This window comes from Mycobacterium sp. OAE908, from assembly GCF_017872775.1.
Classification (GTDB): domain Bacteria; phylum Actinomycetota; class Actinomycetes; order Mycobacteriales; family Mycobacteriaceae; genus Mycobacterium.
Window position 1 is genome coordinate 2,901,443 of record NZ_JAGGJL010000001.1, and the last position, 25,230, is coordinate 2,926,672.

General features: G+C 62.9%; 23 protein-coding genes and 1 pseudogene. 6 read left to right on the forward strand and 18 right to left on the reverse strand.

Features of this window, described 5'->3' with window-relative positions; translation table 11 throughout:
* Positions 1-444: 444 nt before the first annotated feature.
* The 3 genes from J3E61_RS14290 to J3E61_RS14300 form a co-directional block, all read right to left on the reverse strand.
* Entirely contained in the window at positions 445-2,952 is a 2,508-nt protein-coding gene (locus tag J3E61_RS14290) for a hypothetical protein (RefSeq protein WP_210083999.1), read from the reverse strand.
* A 192-nt stretch (positions 2,953-3,144) separates the two neighbouring features.
* Positions 3,145-3,432, reverse strand: coding sequence for a WXG100 family type VII secretion target (locus tag J3E61_RS14295; protein ID WP_210084000.1), 288 nt, complete (start codon positions 3,430-3,432; stop codon positions 3,145-3,147).
* On the reverse strand, positions 3,432-3,734 hold the full coding sequence (locus J3E61_RS14300) for a WXG100 family type VII secretion target (protein ID WP_210084001.1): 303 nt from the start codon (positions 3,732-3,734) through the stop codon (positions 3,432-3,434). Before J3E61_RS14300 ends, J3E61_RS14295 begins: the two co-directional genes overlap by 1 nt.
* Before the next feature lie 271 nt (positions 3,735-4,005).
* On the opposite strand from J3E61_RS14300, the gene J3E61_RS14305 reads away from it, so the two are divergent.
* Genes J3E61_RS14305 through J3E61_RS14315 form a run of 3 tightly spaced genes read left to right on the forward strand, consistent with a single transcriptional unit; the run spans position 4,006 to position 7,686 of the window.
* Positions 4,006-6,249: an MMPL family transporter gene (locus tag J3E61_RS14305; protein ID WP_210084002.1), complete on the forward strand. Its 2,244-nt coding sequence runs from the start codon at positions 4,006-4,008 to the stop codon at positions 6,247-6,249.
* A gap of 1 nt (position 6,250) precedes the next feature.
* Positions 6,251-7,276 carry a polyprenyl synthetase family protein gene (locus J3E61_RS14310; protein WP_210084003.1) on the forward strand — a complete coding sequence of 342 codons (1,026 nt, stop codon included), beginning with the start codon at positions 6,251-6,253 and terminating at the stop codon, positions 7,274-7,276.
* A gap of 11 nt (positions 7,277-7,287) precedes the next feature.
* Positions 7,288-7,686 (forward strand): nuclear transport factor 2 family protein, encoded by a 399-nt coding sequence (locus tag J3E61_RS14315; protein WP_210084004.1) that lies wholly within the window; start codon positions 7,288-7,290, stop codon positions 7,684-7,686.
* Here the strand turns inward: J3E61_RS14315 and J3E61_RS14320 are convergent.
* The 5 genes from J3E61_RS14320 to J3E61_RS14340 form a co-directional block, all read right to left on the reverse strand.
* The gene (locus J3E61_RS14320) at positions 7,683-8,570 is read right to left on the reverse strand and encodes a hypothetical protein (RefSeq protein ID WP_210084005.1); all 888 of its coding nucleotides are present in this window, start codon (positions 8,568-8,570) and stop codon (positions 7,683-7,685) included. The genes J3E61_RS14315 and J3E61_RS14320 overlap by 4 nt on opposite strands.
* The gene (locus tag J3E61_RS14325; RefSeq protein WP_210084006.1) at positions 8,567-9,577 is read right to left on the reverse strand and encodes a cytochrome P450; all 1,011 of its coding nucleotides are present in this window, start codon (positions 9,575-9,577) and stop codon (positions 8,567-8,569) included. The genes J3E61_RS14320 and J3E61_RS14325 overlap by 4 nt, the downstream gene beginning before the upstream one ends.
* 187 nt (positions 9,578-9,764) lie before the next feature.
* Positions 9,765-12,425: a hypothetical protein gene (locus J3E61_RS14330; RefSeq protein WP_210084007.1), complete on the reverse strand. Its 2,661-nt coding sequence runs from the start codon at positions 12,423-12,425 to the stop codon at positions 9,765-9,767.
* Entirely contained in the window at positions 12,425-13,048 is a 624-nt protein-coding gene (locus J3E61_RS14335) for a hypothetical protein (RefSeq protein WP_210084008.1), read from the reverse strand. Before J3E61_RS14335 ends, J3E61_RS14330 begins: the two co-directional genes overlap by 1 nt.
* Before the next feature lie 24 nt (positions 13,049-13,072).
* Positions 13,073-13,918: a hypothetical protein gene (locus tag J3E61_RS14340; RefSeq protein WP_210084009.1), complete on the reverse strand. Its 846-nt coding sequence runs from the start codon at positions 13,916-13,918 to the stop codon at positions 13,073-13,075.
* A gap of 282 nt (positions 13,919-14,200) precedes the next feature.
* Between J3E61_RS14340 and J3E61_RS14345 the strand changes: the two genes are divergently transcribed.
* Positions 14,201-15,223: a polyprenyl synthetase family protein gene (locus J3E61_RS14345; RefSeq protein ID WP_210084010.1), complete on the forward strand. Its 1,023-nt coding sequence runs from the start codon at positions 14,201-14,203 to the stop codon at positions 15,221-15,223.
* Positions 15,220-16,470, forward strand: a pseudogene (locus J3E61_RS14350) (hypothetical protein); the annotation flags it as partial. The gene J3E61_RS14345 and the pseudogene J3E61_RS14350, both read left to right, overlap by 4 nt.
* On the opposite strand, the gene J3E61_RS14355 reads toward J3E61_RS14350, so the two are convergent.
* Together J3E61_RS14355 and J3E61_RS14360 are read right to left on the reverse strand one after the other, a co-directional pair.
* A complete protein-coding gene (locus J3E61_RS14355) occupies positions 16,387-18,276 on the reverse strand; it encodes a 1-deoxy-D-xylulose-5-phosphate synthase (protein ID WP_210085559.1) in 1,890 nt (629 codons plus the stop codon). The pseudogene J3E61_RS14350 and the gene J3E61_RS14355 overlap by 84 nt on opposite strands.
* A gap of 352 nt (positions 18,277-18,628) precedes the next feature.
* The gene (locus J3E61_RS14360; protein WP_210084011.1) at positions 18,629-18,970 is read right to left on the reverse strand and encodes a hypothetical protein; all 342 of its coding nucleotides are present in this window, start codon (positions 18,968-18,970) and stop codon (positions 18,629-18,631) included.
* Between the two features lie 141 nt (positions 18,971-19,111).
* Between J3E61_RS14360 and J3E61_RS14365 the strand changes: the two genes are divergently transcribed.
* A complete protein-coding gene (locus J3E61_RS14365; RefSeq protein ID WP_210084012.1) occupies positions 19,112-19,657 on the forward strand; it encodes a TetR/AcrR family transcriptional regulator in 546 nt (181 codons plus the stop codon).
* Positions 19,658-19,751: 94 nt separating this feature from the next.
* Here the strand turns inward: J3E61_RS14365 and J3E61_RS14370 are convergent, their stop codons facing one another.
* From J3E61_RS14370 to J3E61_RS14405, 8 genes are all read right to left on the reverse strand, one after another.
* Positions 19,752-20,069: a hypothetical protein gene (locus J3E61_RS14370; RefSeq protein ID WP_210084013.1), complete on the reverse strand. Its 318-nt coding sequence runs from the start codon at positions 20,067-20,069 to the stop codon at positions 19,752-19,754.
* A gap of 136 nt (positions 20,070-20,205) precedes the next feature.
* Positions 20,206-20,535: a hypothetical protein gene (locus J3E61_RS14375; RefSeq protein ID WP_210084014.1), complete on the reverse strand. Its 330-nt coding sequence runs from the start codon at positions 20,533-20,535 to the stop codon at positions 20,206-20,208.
* Between the two features lie 10 nt (positions 20,536-20,545).
* The gene (locus J3E61_RS14380; RefSeq protein WP_210084015.1) at positions 20,546-21,025 is read right to left on the reverse strand and encodes a hypothetical protein; all 480 of its coding nucleotides are present in this window, start codon (positions 21,023-21,025) and stop codon (positions 20,546-20,548) included.
* Positions 21,018-22,607: a TNT domain-containing protein gene (locus J3E61_RS14385; protein WP_210085560.1), complete on the reverse strand. Its 1,590-nt coding sequence runs from the start codon at positions 22,605-22,607 to the stop codon at positions 21,018-21,020. The genes J3E61_RS14380 and J3E61_RS14385 overlap by 8 nt, the downstream gene beginning before the upstream one ends.
* A 177-nt stretch (positions 22,608-22,784) precedes the next feature.
* Positions 22,785-23,099, reverse strand: a complete 315-nt coding sequence (locus J3E61_RS14390; RefSeq protein WP_192722279.1) for an ESX-1 secretion-associated protein — start codon at positions 23,097-23,099, stop codon at positions 22,785-22,787.
* A gap of 78 nt (positions 23,100-23,177) precedes the next feature.
* A complete protein-coding gene (locus J3E61_RS14395; protein WP_210084016.1) occupies positions 23,178-23,792 on the reverse strand; it encodes a dihydrofolate reductase family protein in 615 nt (204 codons plus the stop codon).
* A gap of 69 nt (positions 23,793-23,861) precedes the next feature.
* Positions 23,862-24,323, reverse strand: coding sequence for an SRPBCC family protein (locus J3E61_RS14400; RefSeq protein ID WP_210084017.1), 462 nt, complete (start codon positions 24,321-24,323; stop codon positions 23,862-23,864).
* A 47-nt stretch (positions 24,324-24,370) separates the two neighbouring features.
* Positions 24,371-25,207: a SigB/SigF/SigG family RNA polymerase sigma factor gene (locus tag J3E61_RS14405; RefSeq protein WP_210084018.1), complete on the reverse strand. Its 837-nt coding sequence runs from the start codon at positions 25,205-25,207 to the stop codon at positions 24,371-24,373.
* Positions 25,208-25,230: the final 23 nt, after the last annotated feature.

The window sequence follows — 25,230 nt, forward strand, 5'->3', positions numbered from 1 at the left end:
TCGGAGCGAGAGCCTACTACGCAGGCAAGCTCTTTGGTCGTTTCGCGATTCGCGCAAAAGCGGGTCTTTGTAAATGGTGATCGGAGCTTCGTCGACTTCTCACCCGCCGATTCATATAACGGCAACACGATCACGTCTCACTACAGGTCATCGGGATCTCTTGTCACAGGTGGTGCGCCGACACCTAATTTATGATTGCTATATCACCTTTCGTTATCTCGGTGAATCCTGGCTCGGGATATGTGTTGCGAATTCTATCCGCTAATAGTTTTAGCTGATCAATGGAACTGTCGGTAGCATCTTCGTCTTCGGTGATCAGAAAATATCGTCCGATATCGACCTTGTATTCACCCTCGCTGAACATAACTTTCATAACCCGAGACCCGTCTTCCGCTGAATAGAGCGTAAAGTCGTAGGGGTTCATCGCTACTTTTCTCAGCTGTATCACAACACCTCTCCCGTAATTATGTCGATCACCGTATAGTCAATACCCTTGACTAGGCCTTCGGTGTTGACTACCGCCTCCAGATCCCCGTGGGGCAATCTGCCGCCGGGTAGCCATTGTGTGTTGGTGCCCCATTCATTTCCCGAGGGCATTATAGGTTGATAAGCATCTGTTGGATGGAACTCGATCATTACGAGGCTGGTGCCTGAAAGCTGATCCTCTGGGATCCCCAGTCTCTCGGCGAGGCGAACTGGATCGCCGGCCGCGTCCACTATCATTTCTCTGGCACTGTCCGATGTAAGGACGTATTCAGTGCGCCCGGGGTCAGGCTTCCCGATGCCGTAGTCCTCATATGCGTCACGAAGGACGATGCGCGAAGCGCCGTCGTCAAAGGATTTCAGATGTTCGGCGATGTATTCTGGCGGAAGGTATGTGCCGGGCTCAGGTCGTTCGCCCTTTTCAGTTGCGATAATTTCGTCGAACTGCTCCTTGCTAATGGGCACACCATTGGTGTCTGAATGGCTATCGTCGATGTTCCCCGGGTGATCAGATTCGCCGTGATGGTCTTGGGGCGATGCGTCGCCATTCGTATCAGCGTGATGTTCGTGATCGCTTGTTTGAGTTGGATCGTCGTCAGGTTGGTGCGGCTGGTCATTGTGCGGCTCCTTATCGAACCCGCCGCCGTCGCGATGGCCCTCGCCAGAACCGCCGTGCCCGGATCCCGATTCTCCAGCGCCAGAGCCATGCTCAACGCTTCCGGGCGCGTGATCGCCTGCCGCGACAGATGATTCCGCGCCACGGGTTTCCGCGCCGACAGAGGCAAGTTCTTGTGACGGTACGGTCGCAGGCTGGGCTGAACCGAATCCCTCGCTTGCGGAAGGAATTTCGGGAGCGCTTGGCGGAGCGGGCGCCTCCATGTGCGGAACACTGGGTGCTGTGGCGGCTGGCGCAGCCGGCTCTGTCGCGTGCGCGCTGGGTGCCTCTGCAGAGTGAGGCACCGGTTCAGGCGCTCGCGGCGCTTCGGGCACGACTGGCGCGCCATTGTGCGGCGGTGCCAGTTGCGGCTCAGCAGGAGTGTGCGGTTCGGCAGTCACGGACGGCTCGCTGTGCGGAACATCCGGCGCCCGCGGCGCCGGCTCGACCCGCGGAGTCTCTTGCGGCACAGGGGCTTCGACGGGCGCGCGTCCGCCGGGCACCGAGCCGGGCGTGGCACCCTCGGGGACACTGACGCTGTCCAGCTTGCTGCTGATTTCCCCAGCCTTGGTCGTGATGCCTTCGGTCGCCCCGGCCGCGCGGGTAGCGGCCGTCGCCCCGGCATCTCGCGTCGCCGCCCCGGCCGCGCGCGTCTCCACTCCCGCAGAGTCGGCTGCTACCCGGGTGGCCGCGCTGGCTCCATCGATCGCGGGCGCGGCCTCCCCGGCGCCCGGGATAAAGAAGCTGCCGACCTGGGCGGCGTCGTAGCCGAGAGCACGGAACGGGTGACCCTTTTCGACGTCTTCCCAATCCACCAGGCCCTTGACGGTGTTCAGGCTGCCTTGGGGATCGGAAATGATCTCACTCGCGAGATGCACCGGATTGGTCAGCGTTTCAGCGGTATTCGCCAACCCTTTCCAAGTATCCAACGCCCCTTGCGGGTCGTAGGCGAAACGGGTCGGGTCCAGTTGATCGAGGCCGTGCGCAGTCTGGGCAACGAACTTCAGCCCGCCCTCGGGAAGATCCACCAACGCGTTGAAGTCGGACGACAGCACATTGCCGACGTCCTGCCCGAACGCCGAGATGAACTCCTTCTTCGCCCAGCTTTCAAGCGAATCCGTCGCCGAGTCAAGAGCGTTGATGCCTTGACTGAAGAGCTGACTCGACGCGTCAGCCTGGCGCTTCATGTTGTTGAGCACGGTCTTGATCTCGCCGGCGACCTGCTTGATCTTGTCCATCGGATTGTGGCCAGTGAAGATGCCGCCGATGGTTTCCAGCACCCCGCCTGGACTGAGTTGGTGCAACAGATCGCGCACCGCGTCCTGCGTCGCCTGCACGTTGTCTGCGAACGCGTCGACATTTGAAGCCAATGCCTGCGCCTGCGCGGCGATATCGCTCAAGCCGGACGCGACCTTGCCGGCCGCCTCCACCATCTTCCCCGACTCGGGAATCTGCATGCCGCCCAACGCCGTTCCTGATGCCGACATCGGGCCCGCCGCCGCGCCGATGGCCGCCGCGAACCCGCGCCACGCTGCCGCGGCGGCGTGCATCTGCGCGGGATTGCCGTCGGGCCAGACCTCGCCGACGAACTGCTCCACCAACGACCAGCCGAGGGGAGCCGCGACCCCGCCACCCATGGGAGGCGGCATCGTCAGTCCACCAAAGCACGGCGGTTCCGTCGGGACCGGCACCGGCGACTCGCCACCGCCCACTGTGGATGCGGCGTTGGCCTTGCCGTAGTTCGAGGCCGACATCTGCACACCGAAACCCACTCGGCGGCAGGCATTTACGGCGGACTCTGCCGCATCGAGCAATGCCTGCCCGGAGTGGGTGTAGCCCTGCCCGAATACGATCCCGGCCGAGTCGTGCCCGAACAACGCGCCGGCGCCTGACAACGCCGACGACAACGTCTGGGTCGCGGTGGCCACCGCGTCACCCTCATTGCTGACGCTCGTCCCGGCAGCCGCGAGAGCCGACGGATCAACCGCAATCGGTGAGGTCACACATCAACCCCACATGCGCATGTTCGCCTGCACCGCCGAGGAATAGTTTTCGTGCGCGCCCTCCGCGATCTGGCGTAATCGAACGAGTGCCTCCCGCATCTCGCGGGCGCCTTCGTCCCACCGGGCTTGTGCCGCTCGCTCGGCTTCGCCGCCGTCCCCGTACCAGGCGGTCCCCAGCCGGGCGACCGAGTTGGCGGCCTGGGCCAGCTGCGCTTCGAGTTCGGAGTCGAACGCCGTCATGCGGTCGATCACTGCCAGCAGGGCGGCCGGGTCGACGCTGAACGCGGCCATCAGAGCCCTGCTCCGGAGATGCCGTCGGCCGTCGCAGCATCCGTCGATGAGTACTGGGCGGCGGCCTCCTGCAGCAGCCCGGACATCCGCGACAGACCCTCGACGACCTGCGCCGCTCCCTGATGCCACTCCTGCCAGACGCCGGAGTACGACGACGCCGCCGAACCGGTCCAGCCCGAACCCAACAACCCGGACACGTCGCTGTCGAGCGAGCCCAGGCCTGAGCGAAGACTTTCGGTGAGCGAGTTGAGCTCGGCTGACACCGCAACCAACTCTGACGCCGTGACCTGCAGATCTGACACCGTTCAACCCCCGCGAGTGACTTTCATTTGCGTTGTAAACAGAATAACGAAGCTCTCAGGGGGCTATGTGCACTAGAAAGTGCCGCATCCACAGCAAATGCACAGAAATGCCTTTGTGCTGCGCTGTCCGCGTCAGATGACCGCGCCCCGAGATCGGGACTACGTAGTGGCGGATTGAAACCGGGCGAGATTGCAGTGGGGTGCTACTGCACTCGTCGCATCGAACGCGACTGATGATTCATGGCGGACGTCGACGCAGGAGAAGGCAATCATGCTAGACCGGCTTGCACGACTAGCAGTGGCCCGGCCGAAGACGGTTCTCGCCGCGACCTTGGTAGTCATGGTGGCCGCACTTGCATATGGGTCCGGGATCAATGAGCGCCTGTCAGGTGGCGGCTTCTATAACGGTTCTTCCGAATCGCAGCGCGCCGCTGACGCGCTCGAGCAGCGCTTCCACGTCGGCAAACCAAACGTGGTGATTCTCGCGACCGATACCGGCGGCGGGTCCGTCGACGATCCCGCTGCGGTTGCCGCCGGCGAGGCGCTGACTCAACAACTTGCCGCCACGCCTGGTATCACGACGGTGAGCTCGTACTGGGGACCAGGCCAGTCTGAATTGTTCCGCAGCAAGGACGGGACGAAGGCCCTGATCGTGGCTCACGTCGAAGGCGATGAGCGCGAGTTCGCGGCGGCGGCCAGACGTCTCATCGCGACCTACCGCGGCACTGAGCACGGTCCGCTGAAACTCCAAATCGGCGGTGAGGCAGTCAGTTACGACGATGTGACCGATCAGCTCAACCACGACCTCGGGATCAGTGAAGCAATCGCGATGCCGGTAATCCTGCTGCTGATAACAGTGGTGTTCGGCAGTCTCGTCGCAGCCGGCTTGCCAGTCGTGATCGGTGTGCTTTCGATCGTTGGTTCACTAGGCCTTCTCGCGTTGTTGGCGGCCCTCACCCCGGTGTCCAACTATGCGCTCAACGTGACGACGATCCTCGGTCTGGCTCTGGCGATCGACTACAGCCTGCTGGTGCTGACCAGGTACCGCGAGGAGCGAATGCGCGCCCAGTCCCTCGATGATGCGATCCTCGAGTCTGTTCGAACCGCGGGGCGCACGGTCGTATTCTCTGCGACTGCGGTGGGGCTGTCGGTGCTAGCGCTACTTGTCTTCCCGATGATGTTCCTGCGTTCGATCGCCTACGCGTGTGTCGGTGTGATACTGCTCGCGACGGTGTGCGCGCTCGTTGTCATGCCCGCCATGTTGCGCTTGCTGGGCTCCCGAATCGACTCGCTGAACGTGCGCAGGCTGGTTCCACAGGTATTTGGACGTCACGAACCGGCCGAATCGCGTGCCGAGGAAGACGGGTTCTGGTTCCGCAGTTCACGATTGGTCATGCGTAGGCCGGTCCTGATGGGGGGCGCGGTTCTGCTCCTGGCTGTTGTGCTTGCGGCACCTTTCGGTGCCATCCGTTTGACCTCTTCGGATGACCGGTCGCTGCCCGCGACAATTGAAAGCCGAAGTGTCGGAGACGTTATCCGCTCCGAATTCCCGGCGACAGCGACCGCCGCGATGGATGTGATCGTCGAAGGCTCCGCGAGCGCGGATCAGCTGGACGGGTATGCCAGGGCGCTGTCACAGTTGCCCCATGTCGTGGCAGTCAAGCTGGGAACGACAAGCTATGCTGGCGGGCAACGGATTGGCGAAATGCCGCTGCCCGACGCGAATGGCGCCTATCTACGGGTGCTCCCAGACGTCGATCCCTACAGCGACGCAGCCCACGTGCTGCTGGATCAGGTGCGCCAAACCCCAGCTCCCGATACCGTGCATGTCGGTGGACTCACCGCAGAGAACATCGATACCAAAGATGCTTTGTTTGACCGAGTTCCGTTGGCCGCGGCACTGCTCGCCCTGGCGATGTTCAGCGTGCTGTTCGTGTTCACCCGAAGCGTAGTACTGCCGATAAAGGCGTTGCTGCTCAACGTAGTCAGCTTGTCAGCGACTCTCGGTGCGATGGTGTTCATCTTTCAGGAGGGCCACCTCAAGTGGCTGGTGGGAGATTTCTCGGTCACCGGGACACTGGCTACACCGACCCCGATCCTCATCATTTGTCTCGCGTTCGGGCTGTCCATGGACTACGAAGTGTTCCTGTTGTCGCGCATCACTGAGGAGTATCGCGCGCACGGCGACACCAACCGCGCGGTGATGTGCGGGCTGCAACGCGTTGGCCCCGTCGTCACTGCGGCGGCAGTGATCATGTCGGTCGTGTTCATCGCGATGGCCACTTCTCAGGTGTCGTTCGTCAAGTTACTAGGCGTCGGCTTGACGCTGGCAATCCTGTTCGACGTCACACTCATTCGTGCGATACTCATGCCCGCCGCGATGAGGTTGATGGGTCGCGCGAATTGGTGGGCGCCTCATTGGCGACGGCCTCCCGCACATTTGCTCGTGAGTGGGGCCCGTCGTCGGCATCAACTGACCGTGCGCCAATTGACGGCGCAATTAGCAGCGAATTGACATGCCCGCGCTACGACGCGATGCGTTCGAGATGACTACACAGCAGCGCGCGCTGGCAGAGGTCGCAGCACACGCTTCAGCGATGACCGAACGGCTGTCGACCAGCAATTCAGCCGGCGATCACGCGATGGGGACGTTCGTCGACACGTTTTTCGCCATGATTCCTCTGGACGGCTCCGCGCCCAGTATCAACGGCATCGTCATGCTGCCCGTGCTCGTATTCGGTGCCGAAACCGGGGCGCCGATGCGTGCGACACCCGTGGCGCTCATGCACACACTGTGGTGGGCGGCGGCGCGGTATCTGGACGACATGATCGACAATCCGCAACTCGCCCGGTCGGATCCCGCGGAATTCAACCGCGGTGTGATGACCGCAATTGCGGTGGGTAATTATCTGCCGCTCAACATAGTTGGCGAGCTGGCTGTCTCGGACGCCGTTCGGTTTCGCTTGCTCACCGAGTACAGCAACGGATGTATCAACGCACTGAGTGGGCAGCTGACCGACCTGGTTCTCGACGCGGAGAACGCAACTCTCGACGATGTGCTGCGCAACTACGAGTGCAAGACGGGCGCGCCCTACGGGATGTCCGCCGCGCTCGCCGCGCAGCTCGCGGAGCGCGATGCCGACCGGGTCGATGCCTGGCGATCGTTCGGCAGGGTGCTCGGAGTGCTTCGTCAACTGGTCAACGACCAGCGCGACTTGGTCACCGAGCGCGACGAGGATCTGCGAAACGGCACTGCGACCTATCTGCTCGTCCATCTCCTGGGCACTGCGTCAAGTGCCCGCCGTGCGGAATTGATTGGCCTTCACCGGCAAGCACGCACTTCGGCGGAGGCGCGGGCCGAACTGAAGCGCGCGATGTTGGCGCCAGACATCGTTTCCAGCTACGCGGAAACCATCCAGCACATCGTCCGTGCCGCTCGCCACACGCTTGCGTCGCTCGGAGGTGATCCGCAGTGTGTCCGCGAGCTAGCGCGGCTCATCGACGAGACGGTCTCCTACTTTCCGCAGTTTCAACTCCGGTGAGGAAAGGACCCGTGAGCGCCGACGAGTGGATCGGCGCACTCGAGTCGTGTTGGCGACAAAGGGATCCGAGTTCGATTGCCGACCTCTTCACTGACGATGCGTACTACATTCGCGGCCCGTTTGGTGAACCGCATCGTGGACGCGACGCGATCCGCGCGCATTGGGTCGAGACCTTGTCCAGACAGGTCGACCCGCGAATCTGGTTTGGCAGTGCGATCGAGTGCGGGGACCGCGCCGCGGTGGAATTCTGGTGCATTCTTCATGATCCCGCGACGCACGAACCACGGACCGTATCCGGCTGCCTCACAATGCGATTCGGATCGGACGGACGCTGCTCGGTTTTCCACGAGTATTGGCACGCGGAGTCGAACGCGGCAATCGAACCGGCAGGGGATTGGTTCTGCGTCTAACCGACCATTCCGACGATGGCGAAGGCGACCAGCGTGCCCAGTAGACCGAGGGTTGATACCGCTGCAGGCCATCGGTTGTCTTTGTGGCTGAGGTACTTGATGCCGAATGCGGCAACACCGATCGAAGGCAACGCGACGAATGCCTTGGAGAGCGGCGAGACAGGCGCAGCGATGGCGAACAGCGCGACGGCCAGCGGCCCAGTGCCGATTGTGAGCAGCGAAGTCCCGTAATAGCCAATCGAATTGACGTAGCTCCGTTCGCCTGGCGCAGGCTGGCGGACAAGCTTCTTTCCGAACTCGACTTGGCCGGCGCACAGTGTCAGGATCAGAATTCCCAGCCCACCACCGACTGCGGTCGGCGCGTCGGCGTGGATCTTGGCCGAGGCCGCGAGCAGGTACACATACAGCAGTAGTTGAACAGGGAAGCTCACGAGCACGTTCAGGACGAGGTTGTCACCGCGGGTGGCCGGGAATCGCTGCCCGACAGCCATCAGCGCACCGGTGTAGAGAAGCTGGACAGCGAGGACCAACAGTCCACTGGGGAAGAACAGATTCGCGACGACGATGACCATCAGGCACAGGGCACACAGAGCCGAAAGGTCCCGCCGCGCAACTGCGCCGGACGCCACGGGGCGCTGTGGGTTCGCAATGCGGTCGTAGTCGCTGTCACGGACATCATCGAGGACACGCATGATCAGCAGGTCGGCGAACAGGGTTACGGTGACTACCCCCAACATCGGTATCGCGCTGGCTGGAATCCGTTCGCCGGCGAGCGCGGCGAATAGACCGATTCCTCCCACGCCGAACGCCAAGACGTACACGGTCGCAAGAACCGGCGGATACCTGGTGAGAATGAAATTCGAGATACCGACCGCAGCAGTCATTTTCCCCCTCCTTGCCACGTCACCGGCAGGCTCCATACCCCGCGGGTGAACATCTGGGTGCGCCACTCGATCTCGGACGCAGTCACAAGAGCTAGTCCGCTCAGTCGGGACAGCACGGTGTGCAGGCCGACTTGCAGTTCGAGACGTGCGAAAGCCATTCCGATGCACTGGTGCCGACCGTGGCCGAATCCGAGGTGCGGATTCGGACTCCGCTGAGGGCAGAACTCGTCAGCGGCGGGGAACACATCGCGATCGCGGTTGGCGACATCGAGTACGGGAACGACGATTTGACCTTTTGAAATCACACGGTCGTGAAGCTTCACGTCAGCCGTTGCGAGGTGCGGGCGCCCCGCGGTACCACCCATCGTGCCGCCGAACCAGACCCAGCGCAGCAGCTCTTCGACAGCGGAAGGAATCTGCCCGGGATATCGGCGAAGCGAATCCACCAGTCCGGGATGCTGAAGTACCTCGATGAGACTCAGTGCGAGGTGACTGGCGGTCGTCTCTGCGCCGGACATGAGCAGCCCCATGGCGAGCATGACGATCTCTTCGTGGGTCAGTCTGTTTGAGGATTCTTCGTGTACCAGGGCATCGATCAGCCCGCCCGCTGTCGTCTGGCTACCCGATCGACTGACTCGACTATCGAAGTAGTCGTGCAACTCGCGGTTTGCTTTCGTGACCTCGTCAGGGTGGTAGTGACCAGCTGACCATGCGACCGTCATTCGCGGCACGAGAAAGGGCAGATCGGCGGTGTCCAGCCCGAGCAGGGTCATGTGCACGAGGTTCGGAAAAGGCTGGCAGAACTGGGCGAAGATGTCCGCTGGTGGCCCCGCCGCGAGCAGGTCGTCGAGAAGTTGATCGGCGATGCGGCCGATGAGCGGCCGGGCCTTCTCGGCCCGCCGCTTCGTAAACCATCCTTGGACGGCCCGGCGCCGACGTGTGTGGGTTGGCGGATCCGAGGTGACCAGTGCCAGAGGCAGGTCGGCGCCCGCACCAACGGTAGGCACGTGAAAATGTGCCCGACTGAAGTGGTTGTCACTCAATACGGTTCGTACGTCGCACTGACGAGTCACGGCAATCGCCGCCGTGCCGTCAGCCAACGTGATGTCGAGTGTCGGTTCGTCGCGAAAAAGATCGACATGATGCTGCGGGAGCGAAGCGCGCGGACAGCTCTCCAGCGGTAATTGCATGATGTCACCGCGGTCTCTGCGAGTGGGGGCGGAGTACGCGGACGATGCCGGACCTACCGTCGATCTCGATCTCGTCGCCGTCAGATATCTTCGAGGTCGCGCCAGAAACCGCTACTACAGTCGGGATTCCGAGCATCCGTCCTGTTATCGCGGTGTGCGAGACCATGCTGCCGCGCTCGACAACGAGTCCAATTGCGTTGAGCATCAGTGGTAGCCATCCCGGATCGGTTTCGCGGGCGACCAGGATCATCCCAGCGCATTCACTCGGCGGAAGATCCGGCCGCAGTACCAATTTGGCGCGACCACGAGCGATCCCGGCGCTGGAGGGGAGACCGGTGAGTTCGGTGTTGGAACTTGCGGTCGCCGATGTGGCAGCCCTGCGACGAAGGTCGGCGGCGGCGATCGGCGGCGGGGCGGTTGTGAGAATGGCTGCGAGGGCGGGCCGATCGCACGATTGTAGATAGGCGTCTTTTCGGCTCCGTGCCAGGACGCGAAGGTCGGGGTGTGTGGAGGTGCCGTCGAAGGCTCCCAGTAATTCCTCGACCTCCAGATGGACATAGTCCTCGGGCGAGTCCAGACAGCCTGCGGCGGCCAGGTCAGACCCGAGTCGCCGCATGACCTCCCGCGAGAATCCGTATAACTGGGTGCGGCAGAACCGAGTGTCCTCGCGGGCTTTCACCAGGAACCGACCCACCCGCACCGCGACGCGAAGAATAACGCGTTTCCATCGTGACGGGCAGATGCGGTGTAGTTCATCGAGTGCGACTGTCGCCGCGGTCGATTCCTGAAGACGCGTCTGCTGCATCGTCACTCCCGCCGCAACGAACGGCCGCAGGGCGTCGACGATCATCTCAGGTCTCTGGCGTGGCGTCGGCTCCTCGATCTTGAGGTCGTGCATGGCGCGATCGCCGAATTCCCTGAGGTGCGTGAGGGCATCGGACTGAAGTTTGCCGCCGTAGGCGCCTCGTGCGATGCGGTCCCAGGTATCGCGTGCGTCGGCAGTCAGCACTCTGGCGGCCAACGCGGGGTTGGCGTTTGTCTGCTCGGCGAGCGCCACCGTGGAGTGCACCGACTGCAAGGTTCGGTTCGGCGGTCCTCCGGGCAACAGGACAGTGAGGTCCACCTCGAGGGAGTCGGTCCACCGCTGTACCAGCACGCTCCCTGCGACATAGGCGGCCAGAGCGAGGTAACCAGCGAGAATGGGTATGCCCCAGCGTGATTCGGCTTCTGACCAGACTCGGCGATACGTGGCGATTACTTCTTCGACCGGCTTTTCCGACAGTCCTGCCCCCACCATGTGCTGGGAATCCCACCAGGACAAGAATCTCCGCAATTTGCGGGGAAAACTCACGGCCGCCCATATCAGTCGCGGTGAACGCCCGATGATGCCTGTGATGGAATGCTGTTCGAGCACTTGGCCCGGGTCGGGTTTCCGTTCTGCGAGCCCCAAGGACCGCTCCCACATCGGACGAAGAGCGTCCCACCCGGGGAGCTGGCTGTGCAGCGCGTACCACGCGTCCAGGCGGTAATACGCCCGGCCGTCGAGGTATCCGATCATGCGACGAAGTTGGTGTTCCCGACTCCGCAGTTGCCTCTCAGAAACTCCGACGATGCGATAGAAGTCGCGGAAACTCATGCGGTAGAAGACTCGTGCGTGTGAGTACGTCATCGCGGTGGTGACGCCCGGAAAGCTCTCAGTCAGATTGTGATTGGTCCATTCGATCGTCGTCGCCGGCGTTTGGGGCGACGTGGCGGGCCGCGCCTGCACCAGGTGAATCGCTGAGTCCGCCGTGACGACGCCCTCGATGTCCTGGGGTCCGGACAACAGCTGCTCGGTGGTCTCCGCCAGTGCTGCGATCTGACTGATCTGCGCGTCGGAGAATACCGGTAGGTCGGCGAGCCGATCCGGCACCCGATATTCGACAACACCACCGCTCGGAGCCCGGCGGAGCATTCTTGTCTTGTGAGAGATCAGCCGCCCGATCCCGTCCGCGCGTACGAAAAAGTGGTCGATGTCGGCACGTTCGGCTACCGCACCTTCTCCGATGCCGTAGACCGCAGCGACCACAGTTTCTTCGGCACCGCTAGCAGGATCGTGGGTGAACGCGACAAACGACCGCTCGCCGTCCAACATCTGCTGAACTCCGACGCAGATGCTGAGGACTCGGGGGTCGATTCCTCGCCGGGCGCGGTAGAGTACCGATCTGACACTGAAAAGCGATGCGGTACAGGCTGAAACGGCATCGATGAGCGCGTCGGCACCGACGTACAGGTAGCTATCTGTGAGACCCGCGAACGGGTCGGCAGCGTCATCTTCGCCCGGCTGTGCGTGGCGGCCGACAACGCACGCTCGGACTGCGACGTCGGGTGAGCAGAGGGCCGCATACTTGTCGCGGATCTCGGTTTCTGTCTCCGGCATGAGTCGCAAGTGTGCGGTGGCGCTGCGACTCTCCTCGGCCCAGGCAGTCAATTTCGCGACACTGGCGCTGACACCGGGAAAGGGGCCAACCACATCGGCGATGGCTGTCCACGGAGTTTCTCTGACGACGCAGAAGAACGGCGGGACGGGAACTCCGGCATCGCGTAAGCGTTGCTGGCGCGCGAACTTGTGCCCAACCACGGTAGCGTCGGCCAGTTCCGCAGGTGCGTCAATGATCTTGATCATCACCACACCCCCGGCACAATCCGGGATCGTGTGTTGGCGAAAGCCCGATATTGCGGTAATTCAGTGAGGACGTCTTCTTCGATCCTGATGCGCCAGAGAACGGCGGCGACAAGGAGAGTCAATGCCGTGATACTCGCAGGGCTCGAAAAGTAAACGGCGAAACCGACGTTGGCGAGCAGCATCCCGGCATAAGCAGGATGGCGCAGCACCCTGTACGGCCCGGATGAAACGAGGCCACCGTCGGAGATCCGTACCACTCGGTGCGAATATTGGACGCCGAGTTCGTGAATCGCCCACGCGCGTAACGTCACACCAGCAACGAAGACCCCGGCGAGCACAACGCCGAACTTGTCGGGCACCGCGGGCGCTGAGTACGCAGCCGTAAGTGCCGTCGCGATTCGCGCTACCGCGTATGGAACGAGGGTGCGATTCTCAGCGGCCGATTGTGTGGGTGCCCGGACGGTGATTCGTGCTTCGGAGAGCAACCACACCAGATAAGCGGCGACGAAAGCCGCTGCAGCGGGGCGCCCGCCGAGAAGGTGCGCCGCGACCGCAATGGTGAGCCCGATGGCGGTCAGTGCCAACAGAGTACGAAGGATGTACATGGCGACCCGATCAGTCATTACCAGCCTCCATCGAGTCAGCCTCTAGCCTGCGCGCAATTGCGCATACTCGACTTCGTCGACGCACCGGGTCGCGATGACGATCGAGCCGACTTTGATCGCTCGATCGCCTATTGCGTGCACGTCGATGTGGACTTTGCGCGTCTGTTCTGGCGGAGTGGGCTGCCACGACAACGCCAGCGTCATGTGACTGTGCGGCATCGCAGTGGGCACGTCTGCGGTGAGCCCGACGAATATCATCTTCGTCCCCATTGGTTGCTGACCCCACAAGTGAAGAATCGCGATGACGAACTGACGCGCGGCCTCGATGATGGAGGCGACCGCGCTGGCTCGCGGCGGTATTCCGCCGATGGCAGCCTGCTCGTGTACGCGGACCCAGACGCGTCCGGTATCGACTGTGAGCGGGCCGATTGCAATATTTCCGGGGTCGGCGCGGTGCACCAGTTCACACGGAATCGAGCCGTTCCCAAATGCCGGCACCGGGGCAAGTTCCGCAGGCAGCGCGGCCTCGCGTCGACTCAGCAGTCCCGTCGCTATGCAGCGGCCTGATTGGATGAATTCGAACGGGTTTCCACCGGTTTCGCGTGTCGCACTCACCTCGATTGCGGCGTCGAGCTCGCAGAATTTGGCGAAGGTGAGGCGGAAGCTCACATTGGCCGGCCGCAGCATCGCTGCGTGCTCAGCCAGTTCAAGACCGGCCACCACCAGCAGCATTCCCGGCACGTGATCGAGCGGATGGTCGAAGAACACCGGGTCGTGCAGATCCACGCGGATGAACCCGCGAGAAACGCCACCGCTTGGCGCCAAGTCCAGGGTGTCAATCGTGCGTCCGGGCATCACCCGAGGCGTACTCGGTGCAAGTGCATGCATCGCTGCCTCCTCCGCTCGTTTGCGCCGTCTGAAGATCCGACGCAAGGGACCACTGCAATAGAGATCGTCGCTCGGATTCGAGGGGTGGCTCTCAGTAGCGCCCTACTGCAATCGAATGCGCGTCTCGGCGCAGTACTACTGAGTCGCATGGTTGAGCGGTCTAGCGCGGGCTTAAGTAGTACCGCGCCAAAATCTGGCGAGATAGAAGTGGCGCACTACTGCGCTCCCTGCACCACACGGCAGCGACGATTTATCTGGTGAAACATCGCTAGGGGAATGATGATGATCGAGGCAAGCACATTGGTCGCATCCGACGGCCTCAGCGTCGACAACCGTCCGCTGACCGGCCCATCCGATCAGTTGCCACTGGTCGCCGATCGATTGCGCGAAATCCTGCTCAACGGTGGCGGTTTCGATGCAATCTACCGTCACATCCTTGCCGTCCCCGGTAAACGGGTCCGAGCTGCGATGGTGCTGGCCTGTGCCCGTCTGTTGCCCTCGACTGCCGCGGTGCCGTTGCGCGACGCCGTCGATGTGGCGTGCGCGATCGAGATGATCCACGAGGCATCGCTCGTTCACGACGACATCTGTGACGGATCGCTCTTGCGACGCGATGCGCCGTCAGTAGCGGCAGCGTTCGGTATCCGCAACGCCGCTCGGGCGGGATTTCATCTGGTAGGCAACGCTTTACAGGTACTCGCACGAGTGCTGGACGACAATCCGGCGACCTTCGCGCGGCTCGGTCAGGCCCCCGGCGTCACCTGCCTCGACAGCATTTCAGACCTGTCTTTCGGACAGCTCATCGAGACCGTGCCACCTGCCGTAGACGACGCCGCCATGCATAGACATTACGAACTCGTGGCCCGGGCGAAGACCGGCACGCTGTTCCGGCTGGCCTGCTCGTACGGCGGCACGGCCGGCGGCCTCGACCACAATCAGCTGTGCGCCCTGATGCGATACGCAGACCAACTCGCGCTGGCCTTTCAGATCATGGATGACGTCCGCGACGTCGAGGGCGGCCCCTCGCTGGGCAAGGCGGCCGCCGGCGACCTCGACCGACGAGTGCCGACCTGGCCCGTGATCGAATGGCTGGCCAGCCGGCCCGGGTCTCGTCAAATGTGGCTCTCCAGGCTGACTTCCAGTGCCGACCTGCAGGCCGACCTGATGCGCAGCGGGGCCACCCGGGCTGCCCGTGCCGTCGCTATGCGCGCCGCCCAGAGCGCCTGCCGGGCGATCGATGCATTTCCGCCCTCCCCAGCGCGTGAGCAGTTACGCGAACTCTCGGTGCGGGTGGTGTCCCGATGAGCGGGGGACGACTCGGCGCCCTGGCCGACGGGCTGTGGCACCTGCACAGCACGCCAGACTTGGCTGCGATGCGGGCGGCCCGGTCACCGGGCGAGTTGGCCCGGCTGGCGCTTGTCCCAGCGGCTCGAAACCTCGGCATCGCAGCCGGTTTCCTTCCCGCGGACCGACAATCCGAGGCCACCACCGCCCTGCTGGCCTGTCGGGTGCTCCACGCCTACGAAGACCTGAGCGCCCGCCCGCTGGCGGCCGGCGCCGTCGTCACCACCGTGGACTACCTGAACGGCGACACCGACACGCCGCCGCCACTGCCGGCGATCGCCGTCGGAGACGCCGAAGCGGTCGACCTGGTGCTGGCCGAGCGCATCCGCGACGTGCGGGAGCTGCTGTCGGAACTGCCCTACGAAGGCCGCAAACGGATCGGCCGATTGTTGACCGATGTCGGGCAGGTGATGGCCCGAAACCTGGAATGCCCGCTGCCGCGGACCGTCTACGGCGAGGGCGTGCTCGGACGGGTGATGCTATACGTATGCTCACTGGTCGCCGAAAATGCCTGCGCCGAGGCCGATTTGAGCGAGCTGGCCGGATGCCTCGGTGTCACTGCACAGTTGGCCAACGACTTGCGAGACGGCGAACTGGCGCTGTACGGCGCCCGTGACCGCGAGGAACTGACCCGGGCGGTAGTGCAACGCCTGCTGGTCCCCGCGCTAGGCAGCATCGCACTGCTGGCCCGGCTCGGCCCGTGCATCGACAGTCGCGGCGCCCGGGTGGCGATGGCCTATATGACCATTTCGACGACCGCGTTCTTGTGCGCGGCCGTCGATGCGCCCGCTCCCTACCGGCGAGCGGTACGGCCGGCCGCGGCAGTGCTGGCCGCCGTCTCAACTGTTCACTGGACCACGATGCTGAAGCGAGTGCAGTGGTCCGTCGAGAGGGCGATCCAGCGTCTGTTGGATGCGGCGCCCCACCCTTCCTTGAAGGCCGGCCCTGCTGTTCGATCGGGTGTGGCCGACATCCTTGCCGTTGGGGATCCGCGCTCGATGCCGTCCTCGGTGGGCCCGCTCATCGTCGGCGCTACCTTTGCGATCGTCGAAGGACTGCCGGAAGAACCGCTGACCGGCGAACTGCCCGAGTTGCAAGTACGTCGCATGATGATCGCCGATCATCTAGCCTTCTGCGCCCTGGAACGGCTGCGACCCCGCGACGCCGACGCCATGCGGGCCCTCGCAACGCAATTCCAGCTCGCCGCCCTCGCCCCGCTCCGCGTGGTCAGCCACCCGCTCAACCCACAAACTGATGTTGGTGACCAAGTCCACGGCTGTGAGGCCGAGGTCGGCGTGAATCGCGCTGCGCGTCGCATGAGCGAGAAATCGTTGCGGCACACCGACACTGCGCACCGGTGTGTCGATCCGGGCCTCGCGCATCCGGGCCGCCACAGCCGACCCGATCCCGCCGTGTAGCCCCGAGTCTTCCAGAGTCACCACGAGCTGTGCCTTGCCGGCAAACTTCACCACTTGCTCGGGCACCGGCAGCACCCACCGCGGATCCACTACCGCGACCACCACGCCACGCTCCCCGAGTGTCGCAGCCGCCGACAACGCGATGGTCGCGAGCGGCCCGACCGCGACCAGCAGAACATCCGGATCATGCGGGCCGCAGAGCATATCCACGCCCTCGATTCGTTCTACGGCGCATATGTCAGTGCCAACTGATCCCTTCGGGAACCGGATCGCGGTAGGGCCGTCATCGACTTCGAGCGCCTCGCCGAGTTGTTCACGGAGCGACGCAGCATCGCGTGGGGCGGCGACTCGCATGCCAGGCACCAGGCCTAGCAGTGACAAGTCCCACACGCCGTTGTGGCTGGCCCCATCAGGCCCGGTAATGCCTGCCCTGTCCAGAACGAATGTCACCGGTAGTCTCAGCAGTGCGACATCCATCATTATCTGGTCGAAGGCCCGATTGAGGAACGTGGAATAGATGGCGACCACGGGATGCATGCCGCCGAGGGCGAGCCCCGCAGCGGATGTAACAGCGTGTTGTTCGGCGATTCCTACATCGAACATCCTGTGGGGAAACCGCTTTCCGAACGCCGCCAGACCGGTCGGCCCCGGCATCGCGGCGGTGATCGCGACGACGTCGTCGCGGCGGCTGCCCCATCGGAGCAGCTCACTGGCAAAGACATCCGTCCACTGGGTGACATCGGCGCCGGCCTTCGGTTTGCCGGTTCGAGGATTGAACGGTCCGCAAGCATGCATGCGATCAACCGGATCTTCCTCCGCTGGGCGGTATCCCATTCCCTTGCGGGTGACCGTGTGGACGATGACCGGACCGCCCGCGTCCTTTGCCGCCCGTAGGGCCATCTCGAGTGCGAAGATATCGTGTCCGTCGACCGGGCCGAGATACTCGATGTCGAGATCTCCGAATAGGGTCGCCGGACTCGCCGCCAGGGGCCGCTCATACTTCCGACGCGTCCGCAGGCTGGTCAGACGCTCGGCAAGCCCACCGATCGTCGGTGCATAAGACCTGCCGTTGTCGTTGACCACGACAATGACACGACGGCTCTTGCCGGCAGCGATGTTGTTCATCGCCTCCCAACACATTCCGCCGGTGAGGGCGCCGTCACCAACGATCGCGACCACGTGGCGATCTGTACTGCCGGCCAATTCGAATGCCTTCGCCAACCCGTCCGCGTAGGAAAGCGCCGCCGACGCATGCGAAGACTCGACCCAGTCGTGCTCGCTTTCTGCGCGCGAGGGATACCCTGACAGGCCGCCGGATGCGCGCAACTGGTCGAATCCATCTTGGCGACCCGTCAGAATTTTATGCGGGTAGGCCTGATGACCGGTGTCGAAAATCAGTGCATCGCAAGGTGATTCGAATACACGATGAAGTGCAATGGTCAACTCGACCACACCAAGGTTAGGGCCGAGGTGCCCTCCTGACGCCGACACCTTTTCGATGAGGAATGCTCTGATCGCATCTGCGAGTCCTGTCAACTCATCGCGCGACAATCCCTGCAAGTCACGCGGACCCCGGATCCGGCGCAGGGCCGCCAAGTCGCTTGCGACCGATGTGCTTGCCCCACCCATCATCGTCCCTTCCGCGATGTCCTGGCGAAACGACGGCCACAGGGTCAGATGTTTCGCTCCACAGTGCAAATCGTGGCTGCCTTGGCGTGCGACGAGCGCAGTATCCTGCCACTGCAATCTCGCCCGATCGGGGCTTGGTTCTACTTAGGCGCCGCGGCGGCATTCACGATGTACTCGGGCGAGTTGAACGCCACACAGATACCCTTGGCCAACTGTCGCATCTGAAAGCGTCATCAATTGATGACACTTCTTCAACCACAACCACTCGAGAGCGCGGCTCTTGCTCAAGAGAACAGCAGCAATCTACGTATAGCTTCGGTCAGGCCGCGCGCCGATCGATCAGTCTCGTCGGCTCGGCGGCCGCGTGCACCATCTGATCGTGGTCGTCTTGCGCACCGCGGTAGCTCCGCAGATACCGGTCGATCTGCTCGCGGCGCAGCGGGCGAGCCCAGATGTTCTCACCTGGGATCTCGATGCCGCTGTTGTTGGACTCCGCTCGCTTGCGGGCACCGATGCGGAACCCCACGACAGACGCGACCATCAACGCGACCAGCCCGATCCCGATAATTCCGACCAGCGGGCCTCCGGTCGCCAGCGCGTAGACGAACATGCCCAACGCGACGAACACCAGCAAGAACAGCACATACGCGACATTCGTCATCGAAACCCTCCGCATTGCCCTCAACACCTCTATCACCTCTCTACGATCTTTAGTCGGTCTCGATACGCTACGTGTAGCGTATCGCTACGCTTAGTGTAGCGTTTTTCGGGCGACTGGTATTCCCGGACGGAGGAGGCGCGAATGGTGCAGCGACAAGACGTCGACGACGCCATCGCCGATGCGACCCTCGCGCTGCTGCGCACCAAGGGACCGCGATCGGTGACGGTCGAGGCGGTCGCGGCACGCTCCGGCATCGCCAAGACCACGATCTACCGCCGCTACAGCGACCGACGCGACATGCTGTCCGCCGCTTTGTTGCGGGTAACGGCACCCGAACCGCTTGCCGCGCAGGCCGATGCGTCGGACCGGCTCCGGTGGCTCATCACAGAAGCGGTCAACATCGTCGAAGTCGGCATCGGCTACGGCGGCGTCGCGGCCATGCTCACCGACGAAGATCCCGACTTCACCAAACTCTTCCGCCGCATCCTCGCCAAGCAGCGCGCCGAATTGGAGTCAATGATCAACGCCGGCAAGGCCGACGGCTCGTTCCGGGCCGACGTCGATGCCGCCACGCTCATTGACGCTGTCGTGGGTGCGCATATCGCAGAGCACGCCCGCACCGGGCGGGTCGCCCGCGGATGGGAAGCGCGGTTGTCCGATCTCTTCCGGGCGACCGTGCTGGCTTGAGGTGACTCACTCGGGAGAAGCGCGACAGTCGTAACGCGCACCGGTGGTGACTCCTCCGGCCGATCGACGCGGTGGATCTCAATATTGATGTCTATCAACGCCTCGGAGGTCGATCTTCGGTGCGCGCATTGGGGTGGCGATTGAGGGCTTCAGTGATTGACCTAATCTCTGGATACTCCTCTTGCAGAGGCTCGTAGGCACCACCGTGTCGGTGTGCCCGTACGAGATAGAAAGCCCAGCCACGTAGCAAGTCGACGCCGGCCCAGTCGGGAATCTCACCCGTCCGCTCGAAGACTTCGCGCGCCGGCCGAATTACTTCCCACAGGTTTTCTGGAGTGCGGGCCAGCCGCGCGTAGCCGTCGTACTCGTGCGCCCACTCGACAAGTTTGAACTCGTAATTGTCGCCTTCCATGGTCGAGACAGTAACTGCGAGCGCATCGATGAGACCGCTGCGACGTCAGAAACCATCGGCATCCCGCCGCTCATGCCTCGGGAAAACTACTTGCACGCGAACGCCTGGTGACGCGTTCGACAGCGCTCCGCATCAGTCAGGCGTCAGGCAAAATCTCAACTGGGTGTTCGCTCAAAGGCTCAATGACAACCCCCACCCGTTTCATCTGATCAATTGAGCGGTTGGTGTCCATCACGCCCGCTACGTCCCCTTCGAGGATCATGTAGGCGGCTCGATTCATTCGTTCGTAGAACTCTTTCATCGACTCCACGCTACGAAACACCGGCATGTACAAGATGCCCGCGCGCTCGAGCAAGAACAGCTTTTGTTTTCCGTCTGTCGTGTCGCCAAAAGGGGTGGAGTAGTAGACCTTGGCATTAGTGGCAACGTCCGATTCGGGCTGCTTCTGCTTTTTAAATAGGCCCACATAGCCTCCTTTATGGCTTGACCAACTCCTGGATTTCTTTCACGGATTTCAGCATTAGATGACTGAAAATTGTCGCTGACGGTTCCATCAATACCGCGCGCCCTTCTGGGATGCGGAGTTCGTAGATCCCTTCTTTGATAGGTATGAACTGAACATCGGAATTGTGGCCCAGTGAGTACAAGTTGGCACCAATTCTGGGAAGTCGTAGCACGTTCCGAGAGGTTGACGACCATTGCCAGATTAGGTATTTCTCGACAAGGTCGTACGTAGTGAACTTGGCGGCACCGCTGTGGAGCTGACCCCGATCATCGATCGTGTCAATCACCCACCAGCCGTCGTTGTATGTCAGATGAAACGAGTAGTCATCAGATTTGAAGCGAATTTCGTGCCCAGGATGAGCATCCGAGGTCTGCGCATTCGTCAAACCCGCTAGCGGCGCCCAATACTGCCACGCCTCTGATAGTCGCGAGAAGTCAATTGAGTCACTCATGCAGATCCTTCAGATATCCTGAGTCAAGTAAGTCATTCACCGACGCATCATTTCCGTCCGGCCCAATGATACGGTATTGAATACCTCCGCCCGGCTGGTGGAACCAGGGTGCCACTTGAGATTGCTCGATTCGAAATCCCGCTGGAAGTTTGGTGGGGTCGTCAACCGCGTACTGATAGTAAGACTTAGTGGCGCTATCCGGAGGGAGCGCACGTTCCGGAAATGGCGTTCCGTCCGGCGACAACCATGACCCGAATGGGCTGCCAAAGCGGTCGATGACGGTGCCTTGCGGTATTTGGGCGTTGTCGATGACGGTGCCGGGTATCGCGTACGGCTTAGTGGGCAAGCTTGCGTCGGGGTAGATCAGCCCGCCGTCGGGGTGCGTGAATTCCGGACCTGGGGGTATTGGATCGTAGCCGTCGAACATCGGGTGATCTGGCGGCAACGGCGGCGCATCGGGTACGAGTGTCGGTGCACCATGGTGGCTCGGTAGGTCGCCGAGCGGCGTCGGCGTGTGATGCTCGAATGTGCCTGCTGCAGTTGGGTTATCGATGAGCCCATGAGGGATGGCCCCGACGCGCGTGAGGTCATCGAGTGCTCCGGCACGTGCGGCCAGCGCTCCCTCGCCGCCGAACATGGCGCCCGGCGCCGTGAGGGCTGTTTCCCCGGCTTTCTCACCGAAATAGTGCGCCGGGTATTTCGTCGCGTGCTCGACTTCCTCGGTCCAGGACTCGACGGGGTTGGTGATCCGGTCCCAGGCGCCCTTGGCCATATCGGTCCAGGACTTTTTCAAGTCGTCCCAGCCGTTCGCCCCGACCAGGTCACGGATGCCTTCTTCGGTGCCGAACCAGCCGTCGGCGAAACCATCCTTGAAACTCGGCGGTGGCATCTTGTCTGGTTTTGGCGGCGTGTAGGCGGGTTGTGGTTTTTGCGCTGCCGCGACCATCGCATTGAGTCGCTGCTCAATCTGATCCGGCGGCACTCCGTCGTTCAGCATCGTCTGTCGTGCAAGCGCTTTGAACTGCTCTACCTTCTTAGGGTCCAGCGGGACCGACCCCGTCGCAGGGTCGGCCCCTGCCTGGCCACCCGGGGTGGGTGGTCGATCACCGGGCTTTCCGGCCAGCTGATCCAGTGCACTGTCCAGACTGTCCGGCTGCTTCGTGCCGTCATCGGGCCGCGGCGGTGGTTTCCGTTCCCCGCTACCAGGCATCAGCAGGTCTTCCAGCGAGGACGCCGTCTTCTTCACGGGAGGTGTTGTCCCCGTGGCGGTTCCGATCGCGCCCGCCAATTCGCCATCCACGCGTTCGCCGTCTGCGAGAACGGCGGCGATCTGCGCCTGTAGGTCGGTGACCTTGGCTGCGACTTTCGCCGCTGCCTCGTCATCCAGATAGCTGGTGTCCGGCGGGATGACTTGGTTGGTGGCTTCGTTGACCTGCACCGCGGGCTGCTGCGCTGCGTAATCGAGGATGCTCTTGATCTTCTGAGCAACACCCTCGGCGTCGTGCTGGGCGTGCTCCATGCCGGTGGCGGCCTTGCCCAGGTTCTCGGCCACCGCTTCGTGTTGACCGGCGCTCGACACCATCGCCACCCGGGCCGCGTCGCCACCGTCCCCCTCCCAGGTGGAAGCTTTCGCCAACGACCGGTAGAAGTCAGCGGAGTTCGTGTGGTTCGCGGCAGCCTGACGGGTGGACCCGGCCAGATCCGCGATCTCGGGCGGCCACTCGCGCAGCTCCCTCAAGTTCAGCGGCACGGGCTCAGCTCACAGGGCGGCACTCGCGTCGTCGATGCCGTCAGCGCTCGAGGTATCCGTCTTCACATACTGGGCCGCGGCTTCGCGGTGCCCTTGGGCATTCGTTGCAAAATGCTCGCCGAAACGGGCGCTGTCGGCCTCCCAGGCCGTGAGCATCTGCGGCAACGCGGCGGCCGACAAGCCCGACCCGAGTTTCGCCTGGCTCGCCCGCGAATGCGCAGTCTGATGAGCTGCCAGGAAATCGCTTGCGTGCCCGTCGAGCTGGTCGGCTGTCAAGTGCAGCTCTGTCGGATCGACCTTCAACGGGTCTCTCGGACTCGACAACGCAGATCCCCTCGCCAGCAAACTCCTTGACCTTGCAAGCGTACCGCGACGTTAGACCCCCGAATGACACCAAAAAGCTCAGCGCAGGACGCGGTAGCGGAGGTGTGCGACGCCGGGAGCCTCGAGCACGCGAACCAGCTCCATCTTCGGCACGCCGGGCTCGAAGCCGTCGAACAAGCGCTCACCGGAGCCGAGGATCACCGACGACACTTGCAGGTCGATCTCGTCGACTAGGCCGGCCTTGATCGCTTGGCGACCGCACGATGCCCCACCGGCGATCGAGATGTCCTTTCCGCCGGCGGCCGCCTCGGCCTGGGCGTAGGCGGATTCGATGCCGTCGGTGACGAAATGGAACGTGGTCCCGCCCTCCATCTCGATCGGGTCGTGCGCGTAGTGGGTGAGCACGAAGACAGGGCAGTGATACGGCGGGGTGTCGCCCCACCAGCCCCGCCAATCCGAGTCACCCCATTCGCCGCGGATAGGTCCGAACATGTTGCGCCCCATGATCGTTGCGCCCATACCGTCGAGCATGTCGGACATCACCTGCTGGTTGACCGGGTGATCCCTGTTGGGGCCGATATGCCAGTCGTGCACAGCAAGTCCGCCCACCCCTAGCGGATGGTCTTCGCTCTGGTCCGGCCCGGCGACGTAGCCGTCGGCCGAGATCGACATCGAGAGGTTGGTGCGCGCCATGTGAAGTTCCGTTCCGTCGGGTTGCCGTTGCTTCAATACGACCACCGCGCCGGCCGAAACTCATCGGCGTCAGGCGTCCGGCTGCGAGACGTCCCCGCGCCACGCCCCAGTTTCCGTCGGCCGGTCTTCGATGAACTTTTTGAACCGCTGCAGATCGCCATTGACGCGAGTCTTGAGGATGCCCAGCTTGTCTGCGACGTTCTCGACGAAACCGTCGGGATCAACATCCATCTGCGTGGTGACACGGGTCTTGTTGGCGTCGAGTCGGTGGAAGGTCACCACTCCTGCGTGGTCAGGGCCGCTATCGGATCTCCAGGCCACCCGCTCGTCGGGATGTTGCTCGGTGACTGTGGCGTCGAATTCGCGGGTCACGGGACCCACCTTGACGACCCAATGCAAATGGGTGTCATCGCGCTGCTCGATGCGCTCGACACCTTCCATGAAATCCGGAAACGACTCGAACTGGGTCCACTGGTTGTAGACCATTTCGATGGGGCGATCCACGTCCACTGACGCGATGGTTGTGCTCATAGGGGACTCCTCTCAGATACGGGGCTTGTGGTCGAAAACTTGTCGACTCACCCCAGTGCGTCGCGCATTTCGGCCAGTGTGCGCGCGAGAATGCGCGACACATGCATCTGCGACACCCCTAGCTGCTCGGCGATCTGGCTCTGTGTCATCGACTCAAAGAATCGCATTCTCAGCACAGCGCGCTGGCGGTCATCAAGGCGAGCAATCAACGCGCGCACCACTTCTCGGTTCAGTACGAGCTCGTAATCAGGCTCCGCTTCGCCGATCGAGGCGCCGAGCGTTTCAGTTCTACCCTCACGGGTGGTCAGCGGGGCGTCCAAAGACGTGGGGCGGTAGCAGTCCCGTGCGATCAGCGCCTGCACTACCTCCTCCCGGTCGACACCGAGTTCGGCGGCTAATTCAGTTGCGACGGGCGCCCGCCCGAGTTGGTGAGTAAGCGTTGAGATGGTCGACGACATAGCGACGTTCATGTCCTTGAGGCGGCGTGGCACCCGCACCGCCCAGCCCCGGTCGCGGAAATGTCGACGCAGCTCGCCCGTGATGGTGGGTATCGCAAAAGACGCGAAGTGCGCGCCATTCTCGACGTCGAAGCGATCCACGGCCGCCACTAGGCCGATACGGGCCACCTGCACCAGGTCATCGGACTCCATGCCGCGGTTGTTGAACCGTCGCGCGATGTGTTCGGCCAACGGGAGGCATCGAACCACGATGGCCTCGCGCTGGTGCTTCCAGGCAGTTGAGCCCGGCGGCAGAGTCGCCAACCGTCGAAACTTTTCGACTACGTCGTCGTATTCGCCGACGTCGTGCCGTCGGGATACAGGTGCAGGCCGTGGCGTGGTGGTTCGTGTGCTGGGCGCGACGTCGGCCGTATCGAGGAGCGTCATGACAATCCTTAATCCGACAGCGC